General features: G+C 72.5%; 23 protein-coding genes and 2 pseudogenes. 20 read left to right on the forward strand and 5 right to left on the reverse strand.

Annotated elements, in window-relative coordinates; translation table 11 throughout:
• The 11 genes from ACZ66S_RS11345 to ACZ66S_RS11395 are packed head-to-tail and all read left to right on the forward strand — an operon-like array spanning position 1 to position 11,636.
• Positions 1-1,245, forward strand: coding sequence for a glycosyltransferase family 4 protein (locus tag ACZ66S_RS11345; protein WP_469901254.1), 1,245 nt, complete (start codon positions 1-3; stop codon positions 1,243-1,245).
• Positions 1,242-2,501 (forward strand): class I SAM-dependent methyltransferase, encoded by a 1,260-nt coding sequence (locus ACZ66S_RS11350; RefSeq protein WP_469901255.1) that lies wholly within the window; start codon positions 1,242-1,244, stop codon positions 2,499-2,501. The genes ACZ66S_RS11345 and ACZ66S_RS11350 overlap by 4 nt, the downstream gene beginning before the upstream one ends.
• Entirely contained in the window at positions 2,498-3,292 is a 795-nt protein-coding gene (locus ACZ66S_RS11355; RefSeq protein WP_469901256.1) for a sugar phosphate nucleotidyltransferase, read from the forward strand. Before ACZ66S_RS11350 ends, ACZ66S_RS11355 begins: the two co-directional genes overlap by 4 nt.
• A complete protein-coding gene (locus ACZ66S_RS11360; RefSeq protein ID WP_469901257.1) occupies positions 3,289-3,936 on the forward strand; it encodes a PIG-L deacetylase family protein in 648 nt (215 codons plus the stop codon). The genes ACZ66S_RS11355 and ACZ66S_RS11360 overlap by 4 nt, the downstream gene beginning before the upstream one ends.
• 3 nt (positions 3,937-3,939) lie before the next feature.
• Positions 3,940-4,965 (forward strand): NAD-dependent epimerase/dehydratase family protein, encoded by a 1,026-nt coding sequence (locus tag ACZ66S_RS11365; RefSeq protein WP_469901258.1) that lies wholly within the window; start codon positions 3,940-3,942, stop codon positions 4,963-4,965.
• Positions 4,962-6,260, forward strand: a complete 1,299-nt coding sequence (locus ACZ66S_RS11370; RefSeq protein ID WP_469901259.1) for a DUF4910 domain-containing protein — start codon at positions 4,962-4,964, stop codon at positions 6,258-6,260. The genes ACZ66S_RS11365 and ACZ66S_RS11370 overlap by 4 nt, the downstream gene beginning before the upstream one ends.
• Positions 6,257-7,564, forward strand: coding sequence for a hypothetical protein (locus tag ACZ66S_RS11375; RefSeq protein ID WP_469901260.1), 1,308 nt, complete (start codon positions 6,257-6,259; stop codon positions 7,562-7,564). The genes ACZ66S_RS11370 and ACZ66S_RS11375 overlap by 4 nt, the downstream gene beginning before the upstream one ends.
• Entirely contained in the window at positions 7,561-8,508 is a 948-nt protein-coding gene (locus ACZ66S_RS11380; RefSeq protein ID WP_469901261.1) for a glycosyltransferase family 2 protein, read from the forward strand. The genes ACZ66S_RS11375 and ACZ66S_RS11380 overlap by 4 nt, the downstream gene beginning before the upstream one ends.
• Positions 8,505-9,737 carry a polysaccharide pyruvyl transferase family protein gene (locus ACZ66S_RS11385; protein ID WP_469901262.1) on the forward strand — a complete coding sequence of 411 codons (1,233 nt, stop codon included), beginning with the start codon at positions 8,505-8,507 and terminating at the stop codon, positions 9,735-9,737. Before ACZ66S_RS11380 ends, ACZ66S_RS11385 begins: the two co-directional genes overlap by 4 nt.
• Positions 9,734-10,285 (forward strand): dTDP-4-dehydrorhamnose 3,5-epimerase family protein, encoded by a 552-nt coding sequence (locus ACZ66S_RS11390; RefSeq protein ID WP_469901263.1) that lies wholly within the window; start codon positions 9,734-9,736, stop codon positions 10,283-10,285. Before ACZ66S_RS11385 ends, ACZ66S_RS11390 begins: the two co-directional genes overlap by 4 nt.
• Before the next feature lie 7 nt (positions 10,286-10,292).
• Positions 10,293-11,636, forward strand: a complete 1,344-nt coding sequence (locus ACZ66S_RS11395; RefSeq protein WP_469901264.1) for a glutamate-1-semialdehyde 2,1-aminomutase — start codon at positions 10,293-10,295, stop codon at positions 11,634-11,636.
• Positions 11,637-11,643: 7 nt separating this feature from the next.
• Here the strand turns inward: ACZ66S_RS11395 and ACZ66S_RS11400 are convergent, their stop codons facing one another.
• The 4 genes and pseudogenes from ACZ66S_RS11400 to ACZ66S_RS11415 form a co-directional block, all read right to left on the reverse strand.
• Complete coding sequence (locus tag ACZ66S_RS11400; protein ID WP_469901265.1) at positions 11,644-12,330, reverse strand: phosphatase PAP2 family protein; 687 nt, start codon at positions 12,328-12,330, stop codon at positions 11,644-11,646.
• Positions 12,327-12,464, reverse strand: coding sequence for a hypothetical protein (locus ACZ66S_RS11405; RefSeq protein ID WP_469901266.1), 138 nt, complete (start codon positions 12,462-12,464; stop codon positions 12,327-12,329). Before ACZ66S_RS11405 ends, ACZ66S_RS11400 begins: the two co-directional genes overlap by 4 nt.
• A 29-nt stretch (positions 12,465-12,493) precedes the next feature.
• A pseudogene (locus ACZ66S_RS11410) lies at positions 12,494-13,092 on the reverse strand (acyltransferase).
• A gap of 13 nt (positions 13,093-13,105) precedes the next feature.
• Positions 13,106-14,122, reverse strand: coding sequence for a zinc-dependent alcohol dehydrogenase (locus tag ACZ66S_RS11415; RefSeq protein ID WP_469901267.1), 1,017 nt, complete (start codon positions 14,120-14,122; stop codon positions 13,106-13,108).
• Between the two features lie 661 nt (positions 14,123-14,783).
• On the opposite strand from ACZ66S_RS11415, the gene ACZ66S_RS11420 reads away from it, so the two are divergent.
• The 9 genes and pseudogenes from ACZ66S_RS11420 (at position 14,784) to ACZ66S_RS11460 (ending at position 23,807) form a co-directional block, all read left to right on the forward strand.
• Positions 14,784-16,496, forward strand: coding sequence for an IlvD/Edd family dehydratase (locus tag ACZ66S_RS11420; protein WP_469901268.1), 1,713 nt, complete (start codon positions 14,784-14,786; stop codon positions 16,494-16,496).
• 12 nt (positions 16,497-16,508) lie between these two features.
• Positions 16,509-16,604: pseudogene (locus tag ACZ66S_RS11425) on the forward strand (hypothetical protein); the annotation flags it as partial.
• A 314-nt stretch (positions 16,605-16,918) separates the two neighbouring features.
• Positions 16,919-17,785 carry a glutathione S-transferase C-terminal domain-containing protein gene (locus tag ACZ66S_RS11430; RefSeq protein WP_469901269.1) on the forward strand — a complete coding sequence of 289 codons (867 nt, stop codon included), beginning with the start codon at positions 16,919-16,921 and terminating at the stop codon, positions 17,783-17,785.
• A gap of 109 nt (positions 17,786-17,894) precedes the next feature.
• Entirely contained in the window at positions 17,895-18,044 is a 150-nt protein-coding gene (locus tag ACZ66S_RS11435) for a hypothetical protein (RefSeq protein ID WP_468386999.1), read from the forward strand.
• A 152-nt stretch (positions 18,045-18,196) separates the two neighbouring features.
• The gene (locus ACZ66S_RS11440) at positions 18,197-19,180 is read left to right on the forward strand and encodes an amino acid ABC transporter permease (RefSeq protein WP_469901270.1); all 984 of its coding nucleotides are present in this window, start codon (positions 18,197-18,199) and stop codon (positions 19,178-19,180) included.
• A complete protein-coding gene (locus ACZ66S_RS11445) occupies positions 19,177-19,941 on the forward strand; it encodes an amino acid ABC transporter ATP-binding protein (protein WP_469901271.1) in 765 nt (254 codons plus the stop codon). Before ACZ66S_RS11440 ends, ACZ66S_RS11445 begins: the two co-directional genes overlap by 4 nt.
• A 41-nt stretch (positions 19,942-19,982) precedes the next feature.
• Complete coding sequence (locus ACZ66S_RS11450; protein WP_469901272.1) at positions 19,983-21,005, forward strand: ABC transporter substrate-binding protein; 1,023 nt, start codon at positions 19,983-19,985, stop codon at positions 21,003-21,005.
• A 167-nt stretch (positions 21,006-21,172) separates the two neighbouring features.
• Entirely contained in the window at positions 21,173-22,414 is a 1,242-nt protein-coding gene (locus tag ACZ66S_RS11455; protein WP_469901273.1) for an LLM class flavin-dependent oxidoreductase, read from the forward strand.
• A gap of 19 nt (positions 22,415-22,433) precedes the next feature.
• On the forward strand, positions 22,434-23,807 hold the full coding sequence (locus ACZ66S_RS11460) for an NtaA/DmoA family FMN-dependent monooxygenase (RefSeq protein WP_469901274.1): 1,374 nt from the start codon (positions 22,434-22,436) through the stop codon (positions 23,805-23,807).
• Positions 23,808-23,952: 145 nt separating this feature from the next.
• On the opposite strand, the gene absR1 is transcribed toward ACZ66S_RS11460, so the two are convergent.
• The gene (gene absR1 / locus ACZ66S_RS11465) at positions 23,953-25,038 is read right to left on the reverse strand and encodes a beta-glucuronidase AbsR1 (protein WP_469901275.1); all 1,086 of its coding nucleotides are present in this window, start codon (positions 25,036-25,038) and stop codon (positions 23,953-23,955) included.
• Positions 25,039-25,058: the final 20 nt, after the last annotated feature.

Below are 25,058 nucleotides of genomic sequence, written 5' to 3' on the forward strand. Positions count from 1 at the left end.
ATGCACGTCCTCGTGGTGCACAACCGGTACGGCTCGGCGCAGCCGAGCGGCGAGAACAAGGTCGTCGACCAGGAGGTGGAGCTGCTGCGCGAGGGCGGCCACCGGGTCGGGACGTTCGAGCGGCGCAGCGACGACATCGGCGCCATGTCCCTTCTCGCCAAGGTCGCGGTGCCTTTGCGGGTGCCGTGGAATGCGGCGGTCCGTACGGAACTCGCCGCCCGGCTCCGCACCGAACGGCCGGACGTCGTCCACGTCCACAACGTCTTCCCGCTCTTGTCGCCCGCGGTGCTCGCCGCCTGCGCCGACGCCGGGGTGCCCGCCGTGGCGACGTTGCACAACTACACCCAGGTCTGCCCACCCGGCACCCTGCAACGGGACGGCCGCCCGTGCACCGAATGCGTCGGATCGAAGGTGCCCCTGCCCGCCGTCCGGCACGGCTGCTACCGGGGCTCCCGCCTCGCCACCGTGCCGCTCGCGGTCAGCCTCTCGGCCAACCGGCGGCGGTGGTGGTCCGGCGTGGACCGCTTCTTCTGCATCTCCGCGGCGCAGCGTGACGTCCTGGTGGGTGCCGGGATGCCGGCCGAGCGGCTGGCGGTGAAGCACAACTTCGTGCCCGACCCGGACGCGCGCCGCACGGACGCGGGCGAGCACGTGCTCTATCTCGGCCGTCTCGCGGAGGCCAAGGGCGTACGGCTGCTCATGGCCGCGTGGGACGAGATCGCGGCGGTCGGCGGTGTGGGGGTGCCACTGGTGATCGCCGGCACGGGACCTCTGGAGGCGGAGGTCGTCGCCTGGGCGGCGGGCCGGGACGACGTGCGGTACGTCGGCCTGTACGACACCGCGGAGTGCCAGAAGGCCATCGCGCGGTCGGTCGCCGTGGTGGCCCCCTCGACGTGGCTGGAGGCGTTCGGCCTGGTGGTCGTGGAGGCGATGGCGGCCGGGGTCCCGGTCGTCGCCGCCGGCCACGGCGCCTTCGTCGAACTCGTCGAGGACGGGGTGACCGGACTGCTGCACGAGCCGGGCGAGTCCGCCTCGCTCGCGGCCTGCGTCCGCCGGATCGCGGGCGAGCCGGCCGGCAACCGGCAGATGGGCCAGGCGGCCCGGCGCCGTTACGAACAAGGTTTCAGCCCGACGGTCGGTCTCGACCGTCTGGTTGACGAGTACCGCTCCGTGATCGCGGGGCGGTCGGCACAGGCTCGCGGCGGGGACGTCCGCGCGAGCAGGGGGGATGGGGACAACAGATGACACGATGCCGACTGTGCGGCTCGGAGGCGATGGCGAGCGTCGTCGACCTCGGGGCGACGCCACCCTGCGAGAGCTTTCTCGCCGCGGACCAGCTCGACTTGCCGGAGCCCGCGTACCCGCTGCATCTGCAGGTCTGCACCGACTGCTGGCTCGCGCAGATCCCGCCGCTCATCACGCCGGAGGAGACGTTCAAGGAGTACGCGTACTTCTCCTCGTTCTCGACCTCCTGGGTGGAGCACGCGCGCACCTTCGTCGACGACGCCGTGCGGCGCGCGGGTCTCGACGCCGAGGGCTCCGACGCCTTCGTCGTGGAGGTTGCGAGCAACGACGGGTACCTGCTGAAGCACGTGGTGGACCGGGGGATCCGCTGCCTGGGCATCGAGCCCTCGGTGAACGTCGGCGCGGCGGCACGGGACAAGGGCGTGCCCACGCTCACGGAGTTCCTCAGCCCGCAGACCGGTTCGGCCGTGCGCGAGGAGCACGGCCCGGCGAACCTGGTCGTGGCCAACAACGTGTACGCGCACATCCCGGACGTGGTCGGCTTCACCCAGGGGCTGCGCGCCCTGGTCGCCGACGACGGCTGGGTCTCCATCGAGGTGCAGCACCTGCTGACCCTGATCGAGGAGAACCAGTACGACACGATCTACCACGAGCACTTCCAGTACTACACGGTCGCGTCCGCGATCCAGGCCCTGGCCAGCGGCGGACTGACGCTCGTGGACGTCGAGCTGCTGCCCACGCACGGCGGTTCCGTCCGGCTGTGGGCCCGTCCGGCCGAGGTGGCCGGGGAGCCGACGCAGCGGGTGGCCGACGTGCTGGCCCGCGAGAAGGCCGCCGGGCTCCAGGAACTGTCGGGCTACACCGAGTTCTCCGCCCGGGTGGCCAAGGTGCGCCGGGACCTCCTGAAGTTCCTCATCGAGGCGGCCGAGCGCGGCGAGACGGTCGTCGGCTACGGCGCCCCCGGCAAGGGCAACACCCTGCTCAACCACTGCGGCATCCGGCCCGACCTGCTCGCGTACACGGTCGACCGCAACCCCTACAAGCACGGCAGGTTCACGCCGGGCACCCGTATCCCGATCCTGCCGCCCGAGCAGATAGCCGCCGACAAGCCGGACTACGTGCTCGTCCTCCCGTGGAACCTGCGGGCCGAACTGGTCGAGCAGCTCTCCTTCGTGCACGACTGGGGCGGCCGGCTGGTCTTCCCCATCCCGGAACTGAGCATCGTCGAGGTCGCGTCGCGAGAGGTCACAGCATGAAGGTCGTCCTGTTCTGCGGCGGTTACGGCATGCGGATGCGCAACGGAACCTCCGACGACGTGCCCAAGCCGATGGCGATGGTCGGCCCCAGACCGCTGATCTGGCACGTCATGCGCTACTACGCGCACTTCGGGCACAAGGAGTTCATCCTGTGCCTCGGGTACGGGGCCCACCACATCAAGGACTTCTTCCTCAACTACGAGGAGACGACGTCCAACGACTTCGTGCTGCGCAAGGGACAGACCGAGCTGCTGTCCACCGACATAGCCGACTGGACGATCACGTTCGCGCAGACCGGCATCGAGTCACCGATCGGGGAGCGGCTGCGCCGGGTGCGCCACCACCTGGACGGCGACGAGATGTTCCTCGCCAACTACGCGGACGTCCTCACCGACGCACCGCTGCCCGAGATGATCGAGAAGTTCTCCCGGCGCGACGCCGGCGCCTCGATGATGGTCGTGCCGCCCCAGTCCTCCTTCCACTGCGTGGAGTTGGGCGAGGACAACCTGGTCGGTGGCATCACCGCGGTGAGCGAACTGCCGCTGTGGGAGAACGGCGGGTACTTCGTGCTCCGCCAGGAGGTCTTCGACCACATCCCGGAGGGCGGCGACCTGGTCGCCGACGGATGCGCCCAACTGGCCAAGCAGGGCCGACTGGTGGCGCACCAGCACCGCGGCTTCTGGAAGCCCACCGACACCGTGAAGGAACGGGCCGCGCTCGACGACGCCTACGCGCGGGGCGAGCGCCCGTGGGCCGTGTGGGAGCGGGACAGCGCGGCGGTGAGCGCGTGATCGGGCTCGGGGCCGGGCGCCCGGACCGGATCGTCGCGGTGGGCGCGCACTGCGACGACATCGCCATCGGCGCGGGCGGCACGCTGCTGACGCTGTGTCAGGCCCGGCCGGGCCTCCGGGTCGACGCGCTGGTGCTCTCCGGCGGCGGCACCGAGCGGGAGCAGGAGGAGGAGGCAGCGCTCGCCGCCTTCTGCCCCGGCGCCGACGTGCGGCTGACCGTGCACAAGCTGCCGGACGGCCGACTGCCCGTGCACTGGGACGAGGCCAAGGCCGCGGTCGAGGAACTGCGCGCGCAGACCGACCCGGACCTGATCCTCGCCCCGCGCACCGACGACGCCCACCAGGACCACCGCGGCCTGGCGCGGCTGATTCCCACCGCGTTCCGCGACCACCTCGTCCTCGGCTACGAGATCGTCAAGTGGGACGGCGACCTCGGCCGGATGGCGGCGTACCAGCCGCTGTCGACGCAGATCGCCGAACAGAAGGTGCGGCTGCTGCAGGAGCACTACGCCTCGCAGCGGCACCGGCCCTGGTACGACCGGGAGGCCTTCCTCGGCCTCGCGCGAATCCGCGGCATCGAATGCCACCAGCGATACGCCGAGGCGTTCGCCGTCACCAAACTCACGCTCAACCTGGGGGGTTGACCCATGCGCGTACTGCTGACCGGACACCAGGGATATCTGGGAACCGTCATGGCCCCGGTCCTCGCCGCCGCCGGGCACGAGGTCGTCGGCCTCGACGCCGGCCTGTTCGCCGACTGCGTCCTCGGCCCGACGCCCGCCGACCCGCCGGGACACCGGGTGGACCTGCGCGACGTCACGGCCGAGCACGTGGCCGGGGTCGACGCCGTGATCCACCTGGCCGCGCTCTCCAACGACCCGCTGGGATCGCTGGCGCCGGAACTCACCTACGACATCAACCACCACGCCTCCGTCCACCTCGCCCGGCTGGCCCGCGAGGCGGGAGTGGGGCGCTTCCTGTACGCGTCGACCTGCTCGGTGTACGGCGCCGCCGGCGGCGAGGACCTGGTGGGCGAGGACGCCCCGCTGCGCCCGGTGACGCCGTACGCGGAGTCCAAGGTGCGGGTCGAGGACGACCTGCACGAGCTCGCCGACGGCGACTTCACCCCGGTGTACATGCGCAACGCCACGGCCTTCGGGTTCTCGCCCCGGCTGCGCGCCGACATCGTGCTGAACAACCTGGTCGGCCACGCGCTGCTGTCCGGCGAGGTGCTGGTGATGTCCGACGGCACGCCCTGGCGCCCGCTGGTGCACGCCGTCGACATCGCGCGGGCCTTCACCGCCGCGCTGAGCGCGCCGCGGGACGCGGTGCACGACCGGGCGTTCAACATCGGCAGCGAGGCCAACAACGTCACGGTCGCCGAGATCGCCGATCAGGTCGCCGAGGCGGTGCCCGGCTCCACGGTGAACATCACCGGGGAGAACGGCGCCGACCCGCGCTCCTACCGCGTCGACTTCTCCCGCTTCCGCGCCGCGATCCCCGGCTTCGACTGCGAGTGGTCCGTCAAGCGGGGCGCCCTCGAACTCGCCGACGCCTACCGGAAGTTCGACCTCACCCGGGAGACCTTCGAGCAGCGCTTCACCCGCCTCGCCGTGCTCCGCTCGGCCTCCGACGCCGGCACCGTCGACGACACCCTGCGGCGGCGCGGATGACCGCGGGCGGCGTACCGCCGACGACCTCGGCCGGCGACGAGATGTACGCGCTGGTCGAGCGGCTGTACCCGCTGTGCCGCAGCATCACCGGCGACGGGGTGCGCGCCACCCTGGACATCGTCGGCGAGTACGTCCCGCTCCAGGTGCACGAGGTGCCGACCGGGACCCAGGTGCTCGACTGGACGGTGCCGCAGGAGTGGAACATCCGGGACGCCTACATCGCCGACCCGGAGGGCCACCGGGTCGTCGACTTCGCCGCGTCCAGCCTGCACGTGCTCGGCTACAGCGTGCCGGTGTCGCGGACCATGCCGCTGGCCGAACTGCGCGAGCACCTGCACACCCTGCCGGACCACCCGTCCTGGGTGCCGTACCGCACCAGCTACTACAAGCCGGAGTGGGGGTTCTGCCTGGCCCAGGACACCCTGGACGCGATGCCGGACGGCGAGTACGAGGTGTGCGTCGACTCCACGCTCGCCGACGGTCACCTCACCTACGCCGAGCACGTGGTCCCCGGTCAGGTCCCCGACGAGGTGATCGTCTCCTGCCATGTCTGCCACCCGTCGCTGGCCAACGACAACATGGCCGGCGTCGCGGTGGCGACGTACCTGGCCCGGGAGCTCGCGGAGCAAACCCCCTACTACACCTACCGGTTCATCTTCGCGCCCGGCACCATCGGGGCGATCACCTGGCTGGCCCGCAACCGGGAGCGGGTGGAACGGGTCAAGCACGGGCTCGTGCTGGCCTGCGCAGGCGACCCCGGCTCCCTGACGTACAAGCAGAGCAGGCGCGGCGACGCGGAGATCGACCGGGTGCTGCGGCACGTCCTGGCCGCCTCCGAACGCCCGCACCAGGTCAACGAGTTCACTCCGTACGGCTACGACGAGCGGCAGTACTGCTCGCCCGGCTTCGACCTCGGCGTCGGCTCGCTCACCCGGACCCCCTACGCGGGCTACCCCGAGTACCACACCTCGGCGGACGACCTGGACCTCGTCTCCCCGGAGGCGATGGCCGACACCCTCGCGGTCTGCCGCGAGGCCTTCGCCGTCCTGGACCGCAACCGGTCCTACGTCAACCTCAGCCCGTACGGCGAACCGCAGTTGGGGCGGCGCGGGCTGTACGACGCGCTCGGCGGGCGCAGCGACACCAAGCAGGCCCAGATGGCCATGCTCTGGGTGCTCAACCTCTCCGACGGCGAGCACAGTCTGCTGGACGTCGCCGAGCGGTCCGGGCTGCCGTTCGACACCGTCGCCGACGCGGCCGCCGCCCTGCACGAGGCAGGGCTGATCAAGACATGACGTCCATGCCCGTCGAGGGAGAGAACGCGCCGCCGACGGCGCCACCGGCCCGATCCGCCAAGCGGGCCCTCGTCGGCCGGCTGTCCTGGGGGCTGGCCGACCAGGCGGCCTCCAGCATCAGCAACTTCGCGGTGGGCATCTACGTGGCCCGCTCCCTCGGGGTGACCGCGTTCGGCGTGTTCAGCCTCGCCTGGGTGACGTACGGCGTGGTGCTGAACGTCTCCCGCGGGCTGGCCACCGACCCCCTCACCGTGCGCTTCAGCGGTGTGCCGGAGGCGTCCTGGCGCGAGGCGGTGGCCCGGTCGACGGGTACGGCACTCGGCGTCGGTACGGCCATCGGGGCGCTGTCCCTGGCGGTCGGGCTGGGTCTCGGCGGCCGGCTGGGGCCCGCGTTCGCCTGTCTGGGCGTCATGCTGCCGGGCCTGCTGCTGCAGGACGCCTGGCGGTTCGCGTTCTTCGCCGCGGGCAACGGACGCAAGGCCTTCCTCAACGACGTCGTGTGGTGCGTGGCGCTCGTCCCGGCCATGGTGGCGGCGGCCCACGTGGACACCGTGGCCGCCTTCGTGCTCGCCTGGGGCGCGTCCGCAGCGGTGGCCGCCGCGTACGGCTGCCTCCAGTCCGGCATCCGGCCCCGGCTGACCGAGGCACGCGGGTGGCTGCGCGAGCAGCGCGATCTCGGTTACCGGTACCTGGTCGAGAACGTCAGCCTCAGCGGCGCCGGCCAACTGCGGGCCTACGGGCTCGGCGCGATCGTCGGAGTCGGCGCGGTCGGTGCGGTGCGGGGCGCCGAACTCCTCATGGGCCCCTTCCTCGCCGTGCTGATGGGACTGTCGCTGGTCACCGTCCCGGAGGCGGCACGGGTGCTGCGGCAGGCCCCACACCGCCTCGGCAAGTTCTGCCTCCTGCTGGGCGGCGGACAGGCCGCCGCAGCGCTGATCTGGGGCGGGGCGCTGCTCCTGCTCCCGAACCGGCTCGGCGACCTGGTGCTCGGCAGCGTCTGGCACTCCGCCTCGCAGCTCGTCGTGCCGATCACCCTCGGTGTCGCCGGCGCCGGCCTCGGCACCGGTGCGGCCGCCGGCCTGCGCGCGCTCGGCGCCGCCCGCCGCAGCCTGCGCTCCCAGATGTTCGCCTCCGCCTGCTACGTCGGCGGCGGCCTCGGCGGGGCGGCCCTGGCCGGCACGGTCGGCTCGGCCTGGGGCGTCGCCGCCGCGACCGTCAGCGGCTCCGCCGTGTGGTGGCTCCAACTGCGCCCCGCCCTGCGCGAGCACGACCACGAACCCGTCCCCGAAGTGAGGACCTCATGACCGACCGACCCAGGCTGAGCATCGGCCTGCCCGTGTACAACGGCGAGGAGTACCTGGCGGAGTCGCTCGACGCCCTGCTCGGCCAGACCTACGAGGACTTCGAGCTGGTCGTCTCCGACAACGCCTCGACCGACGGGACCGAGGACATCTGCCGCAAGTACGCGGCGCAGGACCCGCGCATCCGATACCTCCGGCTGCCCCGGAACATCGGCGCCACCCCGAACCACAACCGGGTCCTCGCCGAGGCCCGCGGCGAGCTGTTCAAGTGGGCCTCGCACGACGACCTCTACGCCCGTGATCTGCTGCGGCGCTGTGTGGAGGCGCTGGACGAGCGGCCGGACGTGATCCTCGCCCACGCCGACCAGGCGGTCATCGACGGCGACGGCCAGGTGAAGGTCCCCTACGACTACACCCTGGCGACCGGCTCGCCGCACGCCCCGGAGCGTTTCCGCAGCATGCTGTTCGAGCCCGGCGGCGACGACTTCTACGGAGTGATCCGGACCGACGCGCTGCGCCGGGTGAAGCCCATGGACAGCTACCACCACGCGGACCGCACCTACGTCGCCGAGATAGCCCTCCACGGGCGCTTCCACCAGGTGCCGGAACTGCTGTACTTCCGCCGCGACCACCCCACCCGTGCCGAGCGGGCCAACCCGTCCAAGCGCTCCCGGTGCGTCAACCTCGACCCGCGCCGGGCCGGCCCGCTGCACCCGACGCCCCGGCTGCTCGCCGAGTACGTCTGGGGCTTCGTCTCGGCGATCCACCGCGCCCCGCTGTCCGCGGCCGACCGGCGCGAGTGCTACCGCCACCTGGCCGCCTGGGCGACCAGCCGGGCCCGGCCCGGCGCGGGGGAGCGGGTCGAGGACCGCGCCCCGGTCGACCCGTCGAAGCTGACCGTCTCCGTGGACGCCCTCGTGGCCGGCCGGGAGGGGAGGCGGGCATGACGTCGCCGGACGAAACCCCCGTACGCGTCGGGGTGTTCGGCCTGCTGGGCTCCGGCAACCTCGGCAACGACGGATCACTCGAGGCCGTCCTCGGATACCTCCGCGCCGAGCACCCGGACGCGAGCGTGGACGCGCTGTGCGGCGGACCCGAGAAGGTGACGGCCACGTTCGGGATCCCCGCGACGCGGCTGCACTGGAACCGCGCGGAGTACCGGACCGCGTCCCGTGCGGGCGCGGTCGCCTCGAAGACGCTCGGCAAACTCGTCGACGTCTTCCGCACCGCCGCCTGGGTCCGCCGGCACGACGTGGTGATCGTGCCGGGCATGGGCGTCCTGGAGGCCACCCTGCCGTTGCGGCCGTGGGGCTTCCCGTACTCGCTGTTCCTGCTCTGCGCGAGCGGCCGGCTGCTGGGCACCCGGGTCGCGCTGGTCAGCGTCGGCGCCGCCGGGATCCGGAACCGCCCGACCCGGGCCCTGGTGCGCTGGTCGGCCCGGCTCGCCGCGTACCGGTCGTACCGGGACGAGCAGTCCCGCGACGCGATGCGGGCGATGGGCGTGGACACCTCGCGCGACGAGGTCTACCCCGACCTCGCGTTCGCCCTGCCGGCGCCCCGGGCGAGCGCGCCCACCGACACCCCGGGCCCCGTCTGCCTCGGCGTCATGGACTTCCACGGGAGCAACGACGACCGCGCCCGGGCCGAGGAGATATACCGGCGCTACCTCGACGGGACGATCGCGTTCGTCCGTGTGCTCGTCGCGGAGGGCAGACCGGTGCGGCTCCTGACCGGCGACCGATGCGATCTGTCGGTGGTCGCCGCGATCCTCGACGCCGTGGACTCACCGCTGGTCACCGCGGCCGAACCGGCCTCGCTGGCCGACCTGATGGACGAGATGGCGGCGGCCGACACCGTGGTGGCCGTCCGCTATCACAACCTGATCTGCGCGCTGAAGACCGGAACGCCCGTGCTCGCCCTGTGCTACGCGGCCAAGAGCGAAGCCCTCATGAACGGGATGGGCCTCGGCGCGTACTGCCACCCGGCACGCGAGGTCGACGCCGACCGGCTGCTCGAACAGTTCCGGGACCTGGAGAAGCACGCGGCGGAGCTGCGGCCGGCGCTCGCCGAGCGCAACCGGACCGCCGCACGACAACTCGCCCGGCAGTTCACCGACTTGACCACGACCCTGTTCCCGGCGAACCCCCACGCCCCAGCCCAGCGGAAGGCTCCATGAAAGCGACCGAAGTCCCCGAGATCGCCGGCGCGTACCTGTTCGAGCCCACCCCGTACGCCGACGAACGCGGCTTCTTCAGCCGCACCTTCGACGCCGACGTGATCCGTTCGGTGGGCCTCGACCCGCACGCCTTCGTCCAGGACAGCGTCTCCCGCTCGGTCCGGGGCGTGCTGCGCGGCCTGCACCTGCGCTCCGGCGCCGGCGAGGCCAAGCTGGTGCGGTGCTCGTACGGGCGGATCTTCGACGTCGTAGTGGACCTGCGGCCGGACTCGCCGACGTATCTCGGCCGGGCCTTCCTCGAACTGTCCGGTGAGACACAGAAGTCGGTCTACATCCCGGCGGGATGCGCGCACGGCTTCCAGGCTCTTACCGAAATCGCGGACACCTCTTACCGTATCGACCGAGAGCACGATCCCTCGGAGGACGTGACGATCGCCTTCGACGACCCGGAACTCGCCATCCCCTGGCCCCTGCCGGTCACGTCGACGTCCCGACGGGACCGGGAGGCACCGAGCCTCGCCGAGGTCCTGAAGCGCTTGGAAGGATGAAGCCGGCTTGGACACCGAACACACCGAGCAGACCGTCGAGTTCGACCTGCCCCGGTCGCGGAGGGCCAACGAACGGCTGCACGCCCTGATCCCCGGCGGCGCGCACACCTACGCCAAGGGCGACGACCAGTACCCCGAGGGCCTGGCCCCGGTCATCAGCCACGGCCGCGGCGCCCATGTGTGGGACGTCGACGGCAACCGCTACATCGAGTACGGGTCGGGCCTGCGGGCGGTGAGCCTCGGACACGCCCACCCGCGCGTCACCGAGGCGGTGCGGCGGGAGATCGACCGCGGCAGCAACTTCGCCCGGCCGTCCGTCGTGGAGATCGAAGCCGCGGAACGCTTCCTGGCCACGGTGCCGACCGCCGAGATGGTGAAGTTCGCGAAGAACGGCTCCGACGCCACCACCGCCGCGGTCCGCCTCGCCCGCGCCGCCACCGGGCGCCCGCGGGTGGCCCTCTGCGCCGACCATCCGTTCTTCTCCACCGACGACTGGTTCATCGGCACCACACCGATGTCCGCCGGCATCCCGACGGCCACCAACGAGCTCACCGTGGCGTTCCCCTACGGGGACCTGGCCGCGACGGAGGAGCTGCTCACGCGGTACGAGGGCGAGGTCGCCTGTCTGATCCTCGAACCCGCCACCCACACCGAGCCGCCGCCCGGCTACCTCGCCGGCCTGCGCGAACTGGCCGACCGGCACGGCTGCGTACTGATCTTCGACGAGATGATCACCGGCTTCCGCTGGTCCGAGGCGGGCGCCCAGGGCCTGTACGGCGTCGTCCCCGACCTCTCCACGTTCGGCAAGGCGCTGGGCAACGGGTTCGCCGTCTCCGCGTTGGCCGGGCGGCGCGAGCTGATGGAGCGGGGCGGGCTGCGTCACTCCGAGGACCGCGTGTTCCTGCTGTCGACCACGCACGGCGCAGAGACGCACTCCCTGGCCGCCGCGATGGCCGTGCAGACCGTCTACACCGAGGAGGGCGTCACCGCGCGGCTGCACGCCCTCGGCGAGCGGCTGGCCGCCGGTGTCCGCGAGGCCGCCGCCGGCATGGGCGTCGAGGAGCACGTCGTCGTCCGGGGCCGGGCGAGCAACCTGGTCTTCGCCACGCTCGACGGGGACGGCCGGCCGTCGCAGGAGTACCGCACCCTGTTCCTGCGCCGGCTTCTCGCGGGCGGGGTGCTGGCCCCGTCGTTCGTGGTGAGCGGCGCGCTCGGCGACGAGGACATCGAGCGGACCGTCGACGTGGTGGCCCAGGCCTGCGCGGTGTACCGGAAGGCACTGGACGCCGGCGATCCGACCCCCTGGATGGGCGGACGACCGGTGAAGCCCGTGTTCCGTCGCCTGGCGTGAGGCGATGTCAGCCGGGCTCCCGCCGACCGGTGCCGGCCGTCCGGTCGGCCCACCGGTCGGCGGCCCGGTCGACCAGCCACGCGGTCGCCGGCATCACCGTCAGCGCGGTGCACCAGCCACCGAGCGCGTCGGTGGGGTAGTGCGCGCCCAGCGCGACCTCGGCCCATCCCATCGCGGCGCCGGCCAAGAGCGCCGCGCCGAGCACGAGTGACGTGCCGGCCGTCCTGCCGAGGCCGAGCCGGTCGGTCGCGAGCAGCGCCACGACGAGGGCGAGCGCGGTGAGGAAGGCGGTGTGCCCGCTCGGATAGGACAGGTTGTCGGGGCCGTGGATGGTGCGCCCCACCAGTTGCTTGAGCAGCGTCGCCGTCCCCACCACCAGGACGGCGCCGACCACGACGAGCACCGCCGCGCGTGGCCGGCGAAGCAGCAGGCAGCCCACCACGACGACCGTGACCAGCAGCACCGATCCGACCGGCTCTCCCAGGAAGTCCAGAGCCAGGGCGAGGTGCCGCCACGGAGACCGCACACTGTCCGCCGTCGGCGGGACGATCCACGAGTCCACCCCGCCGGACCGGCTGTGACCGGCGTACAGGACCCCGAGCACGACGACCACCAGCGCGGCCAGGACCGCGACCAGCCCGAGCGGCGCGCGCAGCGACGGGGGAAGCACCGCGGGCGTCGGCTTGCGGCTCACACGCCCACCGCGTCCGAGGGCCGGAAGGCGTCCCGGACGCGGTCCCCCTTGCCCTTGATCTCGCCCGTGATCATGGTCGACACGGTATCCGACGGCACGGACAGCCGTGGGCGGAACAGGGGCGAACAGGACACCCGGCCGACGTTTCGACCGGAAACCGGCGTCATGCGCGCTCGACGAGGCGGCCGTCCCGCTCCTCGTGCAGCGCACCCGTCTCGGGGCACGCCCAGACCCCCGGCTCACCCTCCCGCTCCACCAGCCGTACGCCGGCCCGCCCCACCCAGCCGACGCGGCGCGCCGGGACACCGGCCACGAGCGCGTGGTCGGGCACGTCCCGGGTCACCACGGCCCCCGCCGCGACCAGGGCCCAGCGACCGATCCGCACCGGTGCCACACACACCGAACGGGCCCCGAGGGACGCTCCTTCGGCCACCTCCACCGCCACGGCCTCCCAGTCGCCGCCGCGCTTCGACCTGCCCTCCGGGTCCACCGACCTGGGGCACGGTCGTTGGTGAGGACCGCTGCCGGGCCCACGAACACCCCGTCGCCCAGCACCGCGGGCTCGTAGACCAGCGCGAAGTTCTGGAGCTTCACGTTGTCGCCGATCCGCACCCCGGGGCCGACGTAGGCGCCCCGGCCCACGACGCACCCGCTCCCGAGCCGGGCGTGCTCGCGGATCTGGGCCAGGTCCCACACCGTCGTCCCCTCGCCGATCGCCGCCGTCCCGTCGACCTGGGCGGTCGGCTGCACCTTGATCGCCACCGGCCTGAATCCCTCAGGCCGGGCCGGGATCGACGTGGATCTTCGGTCCCGCACCGGCGCCGGGCGGACGCTCGCCCGCGAGGACGGGGCCGATCGCGTCCAGCGCCACCGTCGCGGCCACCAGCGGCCGCGGGTCGACGACCCCGTCGGCGTACGCCCTGATGGTCGCGTCGAGGCCGGGGGAGGCCGACAGGACGCCGACCGCCGTCACGTCCTTCAGGACGAGCGCCCGGGTGTCGATCCTGCTCGGCTCGGCCGCCAGTCCGATGTACACGAGCCGACCGCCCGGTTCCACCAACTCCTGGGCCAGAGCGGGCAGACGGACGGCGTTGGTGGCGTCCACGACCGCGTCGAACGGCACGTCGGGCAGCGTGTCCTCGCGCCAGGCGTGCGGGAAGTCCAGCGCACGCGCGAAGGCGAGGGAGTCCTCGGTGGCGCCCATCAGGTGCACTTCCGCCCCGGCAGCCCGGAGGAACAGCGCGACCAGCAGTCCGATGGTGCCGGGCCCCAGCACCAGGACCCGGTCGCCGGGCCCCGCGGCGGTGGCCCGCGCGGCCCGCAGGGCGTTGCCACCGGGCTCGACGAGCGCGCCGAGCACCGGGTCCACCGCGTCGGGCAGGATGTGCAACGACCGTGCGGGGACGGCGAGTTGCTCGGCGAGGGCACCCGCGCGGCCGCCTCGGATGCCCACCTCCTCCCGCTTCTCGCACACGTGCTGCACCCCCCGCAGACAGCGCCGGCAGGCCCCGCAGCCGAGCATGGTGTCGCCCATGACCCGGCGCCCGACCCAGCCCGGGTCGACCCCGGCGCCCACCGCACGCACCCGCCCCGCCCACTCGTGGCCCAGCCGCATCGGGTAACCGGCGTGTCCCTGGTGCAGATAGGTCATGTGCCCGGTGAAGAACTCCAGATCGGTGCCGCACACGCCGACCCGTTCGACGTCGACGACGGCCTCACCGGGCGCGGCGACGGGCTCCTCCACTTCCTGCACGGCGAACTCGCCGGGAGCCGTGAGGACGAAGGCACGCATCACACGGGCTCCTTCGAGGGGCGGGGTGTCGCGCGGATCTCCTCCACGGCGTCCACCGGCGCCCGCATCATGTTCCGGTCCGGAGGCCGCCCGACTGGGGCGAGCGGCCTCCGGAGGTGTGGGCGACCCTGTGCACGGCCGAGGAGACGGCGTGCCGGGTCGTCTCCCCGGACCGGGCGGCCCGGTCTCCCGCAGCGGCCGCACCCGCACGCGTCCGGGACGGGGCTCGTGGCGGGCGAAGGGCGTCCGGAGGGACTCGTCGCCGAGCAGGTGGCGGCCGGCCGGCTCCCGACCGTCCGGACCGGCCCGACGCAGCGCGGCCAAGGCCCGGTGCACGGTCGGTCCGGGACCACCGATCGCCCGGGGAGCCCGTCCGGTGCCTCCGTCCGGATGCCTGGGTGTGCTGGTTCGGTGCCTCCGTCCGGATGCCCGGGTGTGCTGGTTCGGCGCCGTCGCGGATGCCCAGGCGAGCTCGTCCGACGCCCCCGTCCGGATGCCGGGCCAGTGCCTCGGGCACGGCGAGCACCCGGTCCGCCCCCATGAGCCGCTCGCCCTCCGCACCGGCCATGACGAGGGCTGCCGAAGGGAGGAAGCGCTGCGTATGCTGCATGGCGTTCCGGATAGTAGACCGCCGTACCGATGACCGGAAAGAGCACCGGCGATGAACCTACGCAGCGCGCAGTGGTACGCGGGACAGGACCGCAACGCCTACATCCACCGGGCCTGGATGCGCCGGGGCGTCCCGGCCGACGCCTTCACCGGCCGCCCCCAGATCGCCATCGCCAACACCGCCTCCGACCTCACCCCCTGCAACGCCCACCTGGACGAGGTGGCCAGGTCCGTCCGCGACGGCGTGTACGAGGCCGGCGGCATCCCCCTCGATCTGCCCGTGGTGTCGCTGGGCGAGACCAACGTGCGGCCCACGGCCATGCTCTGGCGCAACATGGCGGCGATGGCCACGGAGGAGATGCTGCGGGCCAACCCCCTCGACGGGGTGGTCCTGCTGGGCGGCTGCGACAAGACGATCCCCTCGCTGCTGATGGCCGCCGCCTCGGTCGACCTGCCCGCCGTGGTCGTGCCCGGCGGGCCCATGCTGACCGGCACCTTCCGCGGCACCCCGCTGGGCTGCGGAACCGACGTGTGGCGGCTGTCGGAGGAGGTCCGCGCCGGGACCCTGTCCCAGGAGCAGTTCACCCGCTCCGAGTCGTCGATGATCCGCAGCCGCGGGCACTGCAACACCATGGGGACCGCCTCCACCATGGCGCTGGTCGCCGAGGCGCTGGGCACGGTCGTCCCCGGGGTGGCCGGCACCCCCGCCCCGGACAGCCGGCTGCTGGAGGCCGCGCACGGCACCGGACGGCTCGCGGTGGAGCTGGTGGCCGGCGACCGCCGCCTGAGCACCTTCCTGACCAAGGGGTCCTTCCACAACGCGATCGTCACGCTGGCCGCGATCGGCGGCTCCACCAACGCCGTCGTCCATCTCCTCGCCGTCGCGGGCCGATTGGGCGTCGAGCTGACCCTGGACGACTTCGACCGCATCGGCTCCCGGGTGCCGGTCCTCGTGGACCTCCAGCCCGCCGGACGCTTCCTCATGGAGGACTTCCACCGCGCCGGCGGACTCCTCGCCGTGCTGCGCGAGGTCGCCGACCTCCTGGACCCGGACGCCCTGACCGTGACCGGGAAGCCCCTGGTGGACCATCTCGCCGACGCCCCGATCTGGGACGCCGAGGTGATCAGGACCCGGGCGCGCCCGCTGGTCGAGGAGGGCGGCATCGCCGTCCTGCGCGGCAGCCTCGCTCCCGACGGGGCGCTGATCAAGCCCGCGGCGGCCTCCCCGCACCTGCTGCGCCACCGGGGCCGGGCGGTCGTCTTCGACAGCATCGAGGACTTCCACGCCCGCGTCGACGACCCGGACCTGGACGTCGACGCCGACTCCGTCCTGGTCCTGCGCGGCTGCGGCCCCAAGGGGTACCCGGGCATGCCCGAGGTCGCCAACATGCCCCTGCCCACCAAGCTGCTGGAACAGGGCGTGCGGGACATGGTCCGTGTCTGCGACGGCCGGATGAGCGGCACCGCGTACGGCACCGTCGTGCTGCACGTGGCCCCGGAGGCGGCGGCGGGCGGCCCGCTCGCGCTCGTGCGGACCGGTGACGTCATCAGCCTCGACGTCGAGGCCCGCCGCATCGACCTGGAGGTGCCCGCCGGCGAACTCGCCGCCCGCACCCCGAACGCGGCCACCGTGGAGGGCTACGCGAACCCGCGCCGGGGCTGGGAGCGGCTGTACGTCGACCACGTCCAACAGGCCGACACGGGGGCCGACCTGGACTTCCTGCTGGGCTCCAGCGGGTCGGAGGTCAGTCGCGAGTCGCACTGAACCGTCGGCGCGGGACCGACGGGCGCGGCCAGTGCCCGGCACCTCGCCCGGCGGGGCCGTGACGTCACCCTGATCGAGGTTGCGCTCGCCTCGTGGACACCCTCTTGACGTGTGCCGCCCGTCCGATCGACACTCCAGACGGGAATCCTAGTGAACAGGTAGGGAAACATGAGGCGCCTTGAACCGGCCGTCGGCCGAGTGAGCCGTACCTCTCGGACCACGCCTCTCCTCACCTCCCGCCGCCACATCGACCTGCTGCGGGTGTGCAGGGCGATCAGGCCCCTGGGCTGAGCCCGGCCGCCCCTCCCGCACCTTCGCCGTCCCTCCCGCACCTTCGCCGCCGCGCACGGGCCGGCCGCACGCCGCCGCCCGACGACGCTTCCGCCGCGCGTACGTCTGCGCACCGACTCCCGGGGAGACCCATGTCCGTCACATCGCCGGCCCACGTCCCCGCCCACCCGGCCCCCGCGTTCCGGGGCCGGATCGGGCGGGACGCGCGCAGCGGGCACTACGCCGTGCCGCGCCGCTACCGCCTCCACCTCGTCCCCGCCTGTGCCGACGGACTGCGCATCGCCGTCGTGCACAGCCTGCTCGGCCTCGACGACGTCTGTCCCGTCACCTACCTGGACCCCGTCCCCGACTGTCCCGACGGCGGACACTCCGCGCTGCGCCCGCTGTACGAGGCCAGCGCGCACCGGTACACCGGCCCGGCCGTCGCCCCCGTGCTCAGCGACGACTGGTCGGGGCGGATCGTCAGCACCCACGCCGCGGACATCACCCGCGACCTGGCCGGACACTTCGGCGACGGCCGCCCGGCCCTCCACCCGTGCGGGGCCGAGTCGGAGACCGAGGCCGTCGAGCGGATGTGCGCCGAGGGCATCGAACGGGCCGCGCAGCACGCCGGATCGGCGGGCGGCGACGAGCGTGAGCGGGCCGCCGGACTGGAACAACTGCTGGACACGCTGGGCTCGTTGGAGCGCTGGCTCGTCGGCCGGGACTACCTGATACGCGATCACGTCACGGCCGCCGACGTCGAGTTGTGGGTCACGCTGGTCCAACTCGACACCGTGCACCGCCACCACCTGGACGCCGACGCCGTGCGGCGCATCGCAGGCCACCCGACCCTGTGGGCCTACGCCCGCCGACTGGCCGCCCACCCGGCCTTCGGCACCCACCTCGACCTCGACGGGATCGCCCGCCGGCACCACGCCCGCTGCCGGGGCCTGGAGGCCGCCGGGGCCGCCGTGCAGATCCTGGACTGGGCCGCGCACACCGGCCGATCCGCCTGAACACCGTTCCACCTGCTGGACCGGCGTTGACAGGAATTCCGGCAACCGGCTTAACCTACGCCCCACAAGAGTTCCCCCGGGACTCCCGAGAACAGTGACGGTGACCGAGATGTACGCAGCTCCCTGGACGGCCCCGCGCCGCTCCCCGGGCTGCGTACGGCCGTACGCCGACGTCCTCGTCGCCGACCGCGCCGTCGACCTGCTCCGCGTCAACAGCGCACTGTGTAGCGCACCGGGCCGCGCCCGCTGTCAGGGCTGACTCTTCCGCCGGCCCCCGCGTTCCTGACGAACACCGCCCCGCGGTGTGCCGTCGTCCGCCACAGCCCCCGGTTCCCGTGCGCCGCGTCCTGCCCCCGCAGGGCGCCGTGTCCGCCGTGTGCCAGGGGCCATCCGACTCCGCCGGAGCACCGCATGAGTGAACACCCAGGCGCCGCCGTGTCCGTCACCGAGGCACCACCACGATCCGACACACCGTCACTTCCCCTGACCGCGCAGCGGGTTCTGCCGCTCAGGCGGCCCGGCCGGCTGCTCGCCACCGTCGTCGTCCTGGTCCTCGCGGCCCAGTTCGTCCACGGCCTGGCGACCAACCCCTTCTACCAGTGGGACCGCTTCGGCTACTGGTTCCTGCGCCCGGCCGTCCTCGACGGACTCCTCGTCACCCTCGAAGTCACCGCCCTCAGCGCCGTGCTGGGCCTGCTCGGCGGCATCCTGCTGGCCCTGGCCCGGCTCTCCGGGAGCCCGGTGCTGCGGGCGGTGAGCTGGACCTACGTCTGGGCGCTGCGCTCGATCCCGCTGATCGTGGTCCTGCTGTTCCTGTACAACTTCTCGGCCCTGTACCGGACGTTGAGCGTCGGTGTCCCCTTCGGCCCGGCCTTCTTCTCCTTCGACGAGTCCCGGCTCGCCACCGACATGGTCATCGCCGTGATCGGCCTCAGCCTCAACGAGGCGGCCTACGCGGCGGAGGTCGTCCGCGGCGGCATCCTCTCCGTCGACCAGGGCCAGCACGAGGCCGCTGCCGCACTCGGGCTGCCGAAGGGCTACCAGTTCCGCAGGATCGTCCTTCCGCAGGCGCTGCGCTCCATCACCCCGAACTACGTCAACCAGCTCATCGGCCTGGTCAAGAGCACCTCGCTGGTCTTCTACGTCTCCCTGGTCGACCTGTTCGGCACCGTGCAGTCCATGGGCGCCACCTACCCCGGCGACATCGTGCCGCTGCTCCTGGTGGCCACCGTCTGGTACCTGATCCTCACCAGCGCCGTGTCCGTCGTCCAGTTCTACGTCGAGCGGTACTACGCCCGCGGCGCCACCCGCTCGCTGCCGCCGACCCCGCTCCAGAAACTGCGCTCCGGTCTCACCGGCCTCCGGGCCCGCGTCCGCGGGGAGGCCGCCGTATGACCGCCGCAGCCCTCCAGGTGCACGGCGTGCACAAGTGGTACGGCGCCCACCGGGTCCTGGACGGGGTCGACCTGACCGTGCGCCCTGGCGAGGTCACCGTCATCCTCGGCCCGTCCGGGTCCGGGAAGTCCACCCTGCTCCGGGTCATCAACCACCTGGAGAAGCCGGAGCTCGGACACGTCAGCGTCAACGGCGAGCCGATCGGCGTACGACGCCACGGCGAGCGCCTGAAGGAACTCAGCGAACGCGTCATCCTGAGCCAGCGCAGCCGCATCGGCTTCGTCTTCCAGAACTTCAACCTCTTCCCGCACCTCACCGTCCTCGACAACGTGGCCGCGGCCCCGGTGGCGACCGGAAAGCTCCCCAAGGCCGAAGCCCAAAAGCTCGCCCGTGAACTCCTCGGCAGGGTCGGTCTCGGCGACAAGGCGACTGCTTACCCTCGGCAGTTGTCGGGCGGCCAACAGCAACGCGTCGCCATCGCCCGTGCGCTCGCCCTGCGGCCCGGAGTCATCCTCTTCGACGAGCCGACCTCCGCCCTCGACCCCGAGCTCGTCGGTGAAGTCCTCGCCGTCATCAAGGACTTGGCGACCAGCGGCACCACGCTCGTCATCGTCACCCACGAGATCGGCTTCGCCCGCGAGATCGCCGACCGGGTCGTCTTCCTGGACGGCGGCCGCGTCGTCGAGCAGGGCCCGCCCTCCGAGGTCCTCGACCGGCCCCGGCACGAGCGGACCCGGGACTTCCTCAGCAAGGTCCTCTGAACCTCCTCCCGTCCCCTTTCGCACCCCTTCCAAGGAGAGCCATGTCCACGCACCCCTCCCGACGCGCCCTGACCCGCGGCCTCACCGCGGCGGCCACCGTCACCGCCCTCGCCGCGGGACTCGTCGCCTGCGGCGGTGACAGCGACGCCGCCACCCGCACGACCGACAGCGCGGGAACGGTCACCGTGGGCCTGCTGTCCAACGGCGCCGCCAAGGAGACCACCCTGAAGGTCGCCGAGGTGAAGTCCATCAGCGCCGAACTGCCCGCCGCCGTCAGAAAGAGCGGCAGGCTCGTCATCGGTTCCGGCACCCTGCCCTCCGGGTCCCCTCCGCTGGGCTTCGTCGGCAGCGACCAGAAGACCCTCACCGGCTCCGAGACCGACCTGGCCCGCCTGGTCGCCGCCGTCCTCGGCCTGGAGCCCGAGGTCAAGCGGTTCACCTGGGAGAACCTGTTCGTCGGCATCGACAGCGGCAAGGTGAACGTCGGCTTCTCCAACATCACCGACACCGAGGAGCGCAAGAAGAAGTACGAGTTCGCCTCCTACCGCAAGGACGACCTCGCCTTCGAGACGCTCAAGAGCTCCAAGTGGCGGTTCGACGGCGACTACGAGGCCCTCGCGGGCAGGACCGTCTCCGTCGGCGCCGGAACCAACCAGGAACGCATCCTGCTGGAGTGGAAGACCAGGCTGGAGAAGGAGGGCAAGACGCTCACCGTCAAGTACTTCCAGGACAGCCCCAGCACCTACCTGGCCCTCAACAGCGGCAGGATCGACGCCTATCTCGGCCCCAGCCCCAACCTCTCGTACCACGTCACCCAGACCGCGAGCACGCCCGACGCGACGAGGATCGCGGGCCAGTACTCCGGTGCCGGGCAGTCCCTCCAGGGCCTCATCGCCGCGACCGCCAAGAAGGACAGCGGCCTCGCGAAGCCCCTCGCCGACGCGATCAACCACCTGATCGACAACGGCCAGTACGCCAAGTGGCTCGCCGCGTGGAACCTCTCCACCGACGCCGTGACCAAGTCCGAGGTCAACCCGCCGGGCCTGCCCCTCGAGAACTCCTGACACCTGCTCACCAAGCACGACATCTCTGCCCGTTGAAGAAGAAGGGGATCCGCCGTGTCCGCCGCGCTGTCTTGTTCCTGACCCGTCACCCGCCCGCCCCAGCCACCGAGCCCTGTCCATCCCCAGGCCCGACGCCCCCGTACGGATCTCCAGGAAGGCACCCGCCCGTGTCCCCTTCATCCCCGCTGCACCTCGCCGTCGCCCTGGACGGCACCGGCTGGCACCCCGCGTCCTGGCGCGAGCCGGTGGCCCGGCCCCGCGAACTGTTCACCGCCGGTTACTGGGCCGACCTGGTCGCCGAGGCCGAGCGCGGCCTGCTGGACTTCGTCACCATCGAGGACGGCCTCGGACCGCAGTCCTCGCACCTCCTCGACCCGGACGAGCGCACCGACCAGGTCCGCGGCCGACTCGACGCCGTACTGGTCGCCTCCCGCGTGGCCCCGCTCACCCGCCACATCGGCCTGGTCCCGACCGCGGTGGTCACCCACACCGAGCCCTTCCACCTCTCCAAGGCCGTCGCGACCCTCGACTACGTCAGCGCCGGCCGGGCGGGCCTGCGGGTGCGGATCAGCGCGCGCCCCGACGAGGCCGCGCACTTCGGCCGCCGCACCGTCCCGCGCATCGACTCCTACGACAGCCCCGCCGGCCAGGAACTCGTCACCGACCTCTTCGACGAGGCCGCCGACTACGTGGAGGTCGTACGCCGCCTCTGGGACAGTTGGGAGGACGACGCCGAGATACGTGACGCCGCCACCGGCCGTTTCGTCGACCGGGACAAGCTCCACCACATCGACTTCGCAGGCCGGTACTTCAGCGTCAAGGGCCCCTCCATCACACCGCGCCCGCCGCAGGGCCAGCCCCTCGTCACCGCCCTCGGTCACGGGACCGTCCCGTACCGGCTCATCGCCCGCCAGGCCGACGTCGGCCACATCACCCCGCACGACGCCGACCAGGCCCGCGCGATCGTCGCCGAGATCCGCGCGGAGCAGTCGGCGGCGGGCCGCGGGCAGGAACTCCTGCACCTCTTCGGCGACCTGGTCGTCTTCCTCGACGACGACCCGGCCCGGGCCGCCGCCCGCCGGGACCGGCTCGACACGCTCGCGGGGGAGCCGTACCGGAGCGACGCCCGCGTCTTCACCGGCACCCCGGCCCAACTCGCGGACCTGCTCAGCGAGTTCCAGGCGGCCGGGCTCACCGGGTTCCGGCTCAGGCCCGCCGTCCTCGGCCACGACCTCCCCGCGATCACCCGCGGCCTGGTCCCCGAACTCCAGCGCCGGGGCGCCTTCCGCACCGCGTACGAGTCCGACACCCTGCGCGGCCTGCTGGGCCTCGCGCGCCCCGCCAACCGCTACTCCTCCAGGCTCCCGGCTTCGGTCGAGCCCGGAGGGACCCCCCTCGCGTCCGCCTGAGCCGGAGGATCCCGCACCCATGTCCAAGCCCCTGAAGCAGATCCACCTGGCCGCCCATTTCCCCGGCGTCAACAACACCACCGTGTGGAGCGACCCCGAGGCCGGCAGCCACATCGAGTTCAGTTCCTTCGCCCACTTCGCCCGGACCGCGGAACGCGCCAAATTCGACTTCCTGTTCCTCGCCGAGGGCCTGCGCCTGCGCGAACAGGGCGGCGAGATCTACGACCTGGACGTGGTCGGCCGCCCCGACACCTTCACGGTCCTCGCCGCGCTCGCCGCCGTCACCGAACACCTCGGCCTGACCGGCACCATCAACTCCACCTTCAACGAGCCCTACGAGGTGGCCCGCCAGTTCGCCAGCCTCGACCACCTCTCCGGCGGCCGCTCCGCCTGGAACGTCGTCACCTCCTGGGACGCCTTCACCGGCGAGAACTTCCGCCGCGGCGGCTTCCTCCCGCAGGACGAGCGCTACTCCCGCGCCAAGGAGTTCCTCGCCACCGCCCACGAACTCTTCGACTCCTGGCAGGGCGACGAGATCCTCGCCGACCAGGCCTCCGGCGCGTTCCTGAGCGACGCCAAGGCGGGCTCCTTCGTCCACACCGGGCAGCACTTCGACATCCACGGCCGGTTCAACGTCCCGCGCTCCCCGCAGGGCCGCCCGGTGATCTTCCAGGCCGGCGATTCCGACGAGGGCCGCGAGTTCGCCGCGTCCTCCGCCGACGCCATCTTCAGCCGGTACGCCACCCTCGACGACGGCCGGGCCTTCTACACCGACGTCAAGAGCCGACTCGCCAAGTACGGCCGCCGCCCCGACCAACTGCTGATCCTGCCCGCCGCCTCCTTCGCCCTCGCCGACACCGACGCCGAGGCCGAGGAACTCGCCCGGATCGTCCGACGCCGGCAGGTCAGCGGCGCCACCGCCCTCAAGCACCTGGAGTTCGTCTGGAACCGGGACCTCTCGTCGTACGACCCCGACGGGCCGCTGCCCGGCATCGACCCCCTGGTGAGCGAGGAGCACATCTCCCGGGGCCGCGCCCAGGTCCGCATGTACCGCGACCCGCTGGCCACCGCCCGCGAGTGGCGCGAACTGGCCGCCGCCCATCACTGGTCCATCCGCGACCTGGTCATCCACACCGGCAACCGGCAGAACTTCGTCGGCTCACCGGAGACGATCGCCCGCACGATCAACGAGTACGTACAGGCCGACGCCGCCGACGGCTTCATCCTGGTCCCGCACATCACCCCGACCGGTCTCGACGCCTTCGCCGACAAGGTCGTCCCGCTCCTCCAGGAACAGGGCGTCTTCCGCACCGAGTACGAGGGCCCGACCCTGCGCCACCACCTCGGCCTCGCCCACCCCGACGACGCCGGGGGCGAACAGCGGGTGGCCTGACCTCCTGCCGACCGGATGCTCGAAAGCGTCCCCCGAAACGCCGCGTGGCCGGCGCTCGTCTCCCTCCCCCGAAGGTGACGAGCGCCGGCCATTCCCCCGGCGCCGGACAGTGGTCCAGCCTCGTCCGTGCGGCCCGACTGTGCTGTCACCAGCACATGACCGCGGTTTCCCCCGAACCCCACGCGGAGTACAGGCGCACACGGACGAAGTAGCGGCGGCCCTTCACGAGACGGGCCCTGATCGTGGCGTTGTGCGGAGTGCCTCCGTCGTCCCGGCCGGCGAGGTAGCGGGGTTCCCCGTCCCGTTCCTCGAAGACCACGACGACGGTGTCGCCGTCACCGAAGGTGCCCACGGTGTACTCGCGGGTCTCCGGCGGTTCCACGGTGAAGTCGGCCTGCCCGCCCGGACCGAGCCCGAGCGGCGCGGACCGGAAGGGCACCAGCGCCGGCGGCCGGGTCTGCCCGGCCGGCGGGTACCAGCGCAGGACGTACTCCTTGTCGGCGGCCGACAGCGTGCCGGGCGGGTCGAGGCCCGCACGGTACTGCTCCGGTTCCAGGACCAGCCCCGCCTCGAAGGGGTACTCCATGATCGACTGCGGGTCCCAGACGGAGCCGTTGACCTCGTCCGGGTCGAGCTTGCGCAGGATGTTGAAGAACGTCCGGTCCCGGCTCCAGAAGTTCGGCGGGCCCGCCAGATCGGCGTAGACGGCCTCGTCGTCCCAGTGGATCCCGGCGAACGGACTCTGGTGCTCGTGCAGCATGCCGAGCGCGTGCCCGATCTCGTGCAGGGCCGTCCCGCGCTCCCCGGGCGCGGTCAGGTCCCAGCCGAAGTTCATGGTGCGGTCGTGCAGACCGACCAGGAGCGCGTCCTTGCCCACGGCCGACCAGGAGCCGTCGCCGATCTGGAACCCGATCCGCAGCTCGGCCTCCGAACGATCGCCGACCTCGGCGAACCGCACCCCGATCCCGAGGTCCTGCCACTCCTTGAAGCACTCGCGCACCACGTCCCGCTGCTCCTTGGCGCCGACCCACGACACCCGACGGGACTGCCCCGTCCCCGGAACAGGAATGACCGACCCGTCGGTGTCGCCGTCGAAGAAGCAGTAGTGCAGGACCGTGCCGTTGACCCACATCCGGCTCCCGCCGACGAGCGCACTCAGCCGCTCGGCGGCCAGCCCCGGTGCGAACGCCGGAGCCGACTGCTGCGCGAGGGAGCAGTAGCGTGCGGTCATGGCGTTCAGCCTGCCCGCCG

The sequence above is a fragment of the Streptomyces sp. NPDC107471 genome (genome assembly GCF_055582845.1).

Bases quoted from the DNA above. Each gene is read 5' to 3' on its own strand.
- ACZ66S_RS11430 (WP_469901269.1), top strand. From the start codon at position 16,919: ATGTCCGTCACATCGCCGGCCCACGTCCCCGCCCACCCGGCCCCCGCG.
- ACZ66S_RS11415 (WP_469901267.1), bottom strand. From the start codon at position 14,122: ATGCGTGCCTTCGTCCTCACGGCTCCCGGCGAGTTCGCCGTGCAGGAA.
- ACZ66S_RS11375 (WP_469901260.1), top strand. From the start codon at position 6,257: ATGACGTCCATGCCCGTCGAGGGAGAGAACGCGCCGCCGACGGCGCCA.
- ACZ66S_RS11350 (WP_469901255.1), top strand. From the start codon at position 1,242: ATGACACGATGCCGACTGTGCGGCTCGGAGGCGATGGCGAGCGTCGTC.
- ACZ66S_RS11370 (WP_469901259.1), top strand. From the start codon at position 4,962: ATGACCGCGGGCGGCGTACCGCCGACGACCTCGGCCGGCGACGAGATG.
- absR1 (WP_469901275.1), bottom strand. From the start codon at position 25,038: ATGACCGCACGCTACTGCTCCCTCGCGCAGCAGTCGGCTCCGGCGTTC.
- ACZ66S_RS11435 (WP_468386999.1), top strand. From the start codon at position 17,895: ATGTACGCAGCTCCCTGGACGGCCCCGCGCCGCTCCCCGGGCTGCGTA.
- ACZ66S_RS11420 (WP_469901268.1), top strand. From the start codon at position 14,784: ATGAACCTACGCAGCGCGCAGTGGTACGCGGGACAGGACCGCAACGCC.
- ACZ66S_RS11445 (WP_469901271.1), top strand. From the start codon at position 19,177: ATGACCGCCGCAGCCCTCCAGGTGCACGGCGTGCACAAGTGGTACGGC.
- ACZ66S_RS11345 (WP_469901254.1), top strand. From the start codon at position 1: ATGCACGTCCTCGTGGTGCACAACCGGTACGGCTCGGCGCAGCCGAGC.
- ACZ66S_RS11450 (WP_469901272.1), top strand. From the start codon at position 19,983: ATGTCCACGCACCCCTCCCGACGCGCCCTGACCCGCGGCCTCACCGCG.
- ACZ66S_RS11460 (WP_469901274.1), top strand. From the start codon at position 22,434: ATGTCCAAGCCCCTGAAGCAGATCCACCTGGCCGCCCATTTCCCCGGC.
- ACZ66S_RS11365 (WP_469901258.1), top strand. From the start codon at position 3,940: ATGCGCGTACTGCTGACCGGACACCAGGGATATCTGGGAACCGTCATG.
- ACZ66S_RS11380 (WP_469901261.1), top strand. From the start codon at position 7,561: ATGACCGACCGACCCAGGCTGAGCATCGGCCTGCCCGTGTACAACGGC.
- ACZ66S_RS11355 (WP_469901256.1), top strand. From the start codon at position 2,498: ATGAAGGTCGTCCTGTTCTGCGGCGGTTACGGCATGCGGATGCGCAAC.
- ACZ66S_RS11390 (WP_469901263.1), top strand. From the start codon at position 9,734: ATGAAAGCGACCGAAGTCCCCGAGATCGCCGGCGCGTACCTGTTCGAG.
- ACZ66S_RS11440 (WP_469901270.1), top strand. From the start codon at position 18,197: ATGAGTGAACACCCAGGCGCCGCCGTGTCCGTCACCGAGGCACCACCA.
- ACZ66S_RS11385 (WP_469901262.1), top strand. From the start codon at position 8,505: ATGACGTCGCCGGACGAAACCCCCGTACGCGTCGGGGTGTTCGGCCTG.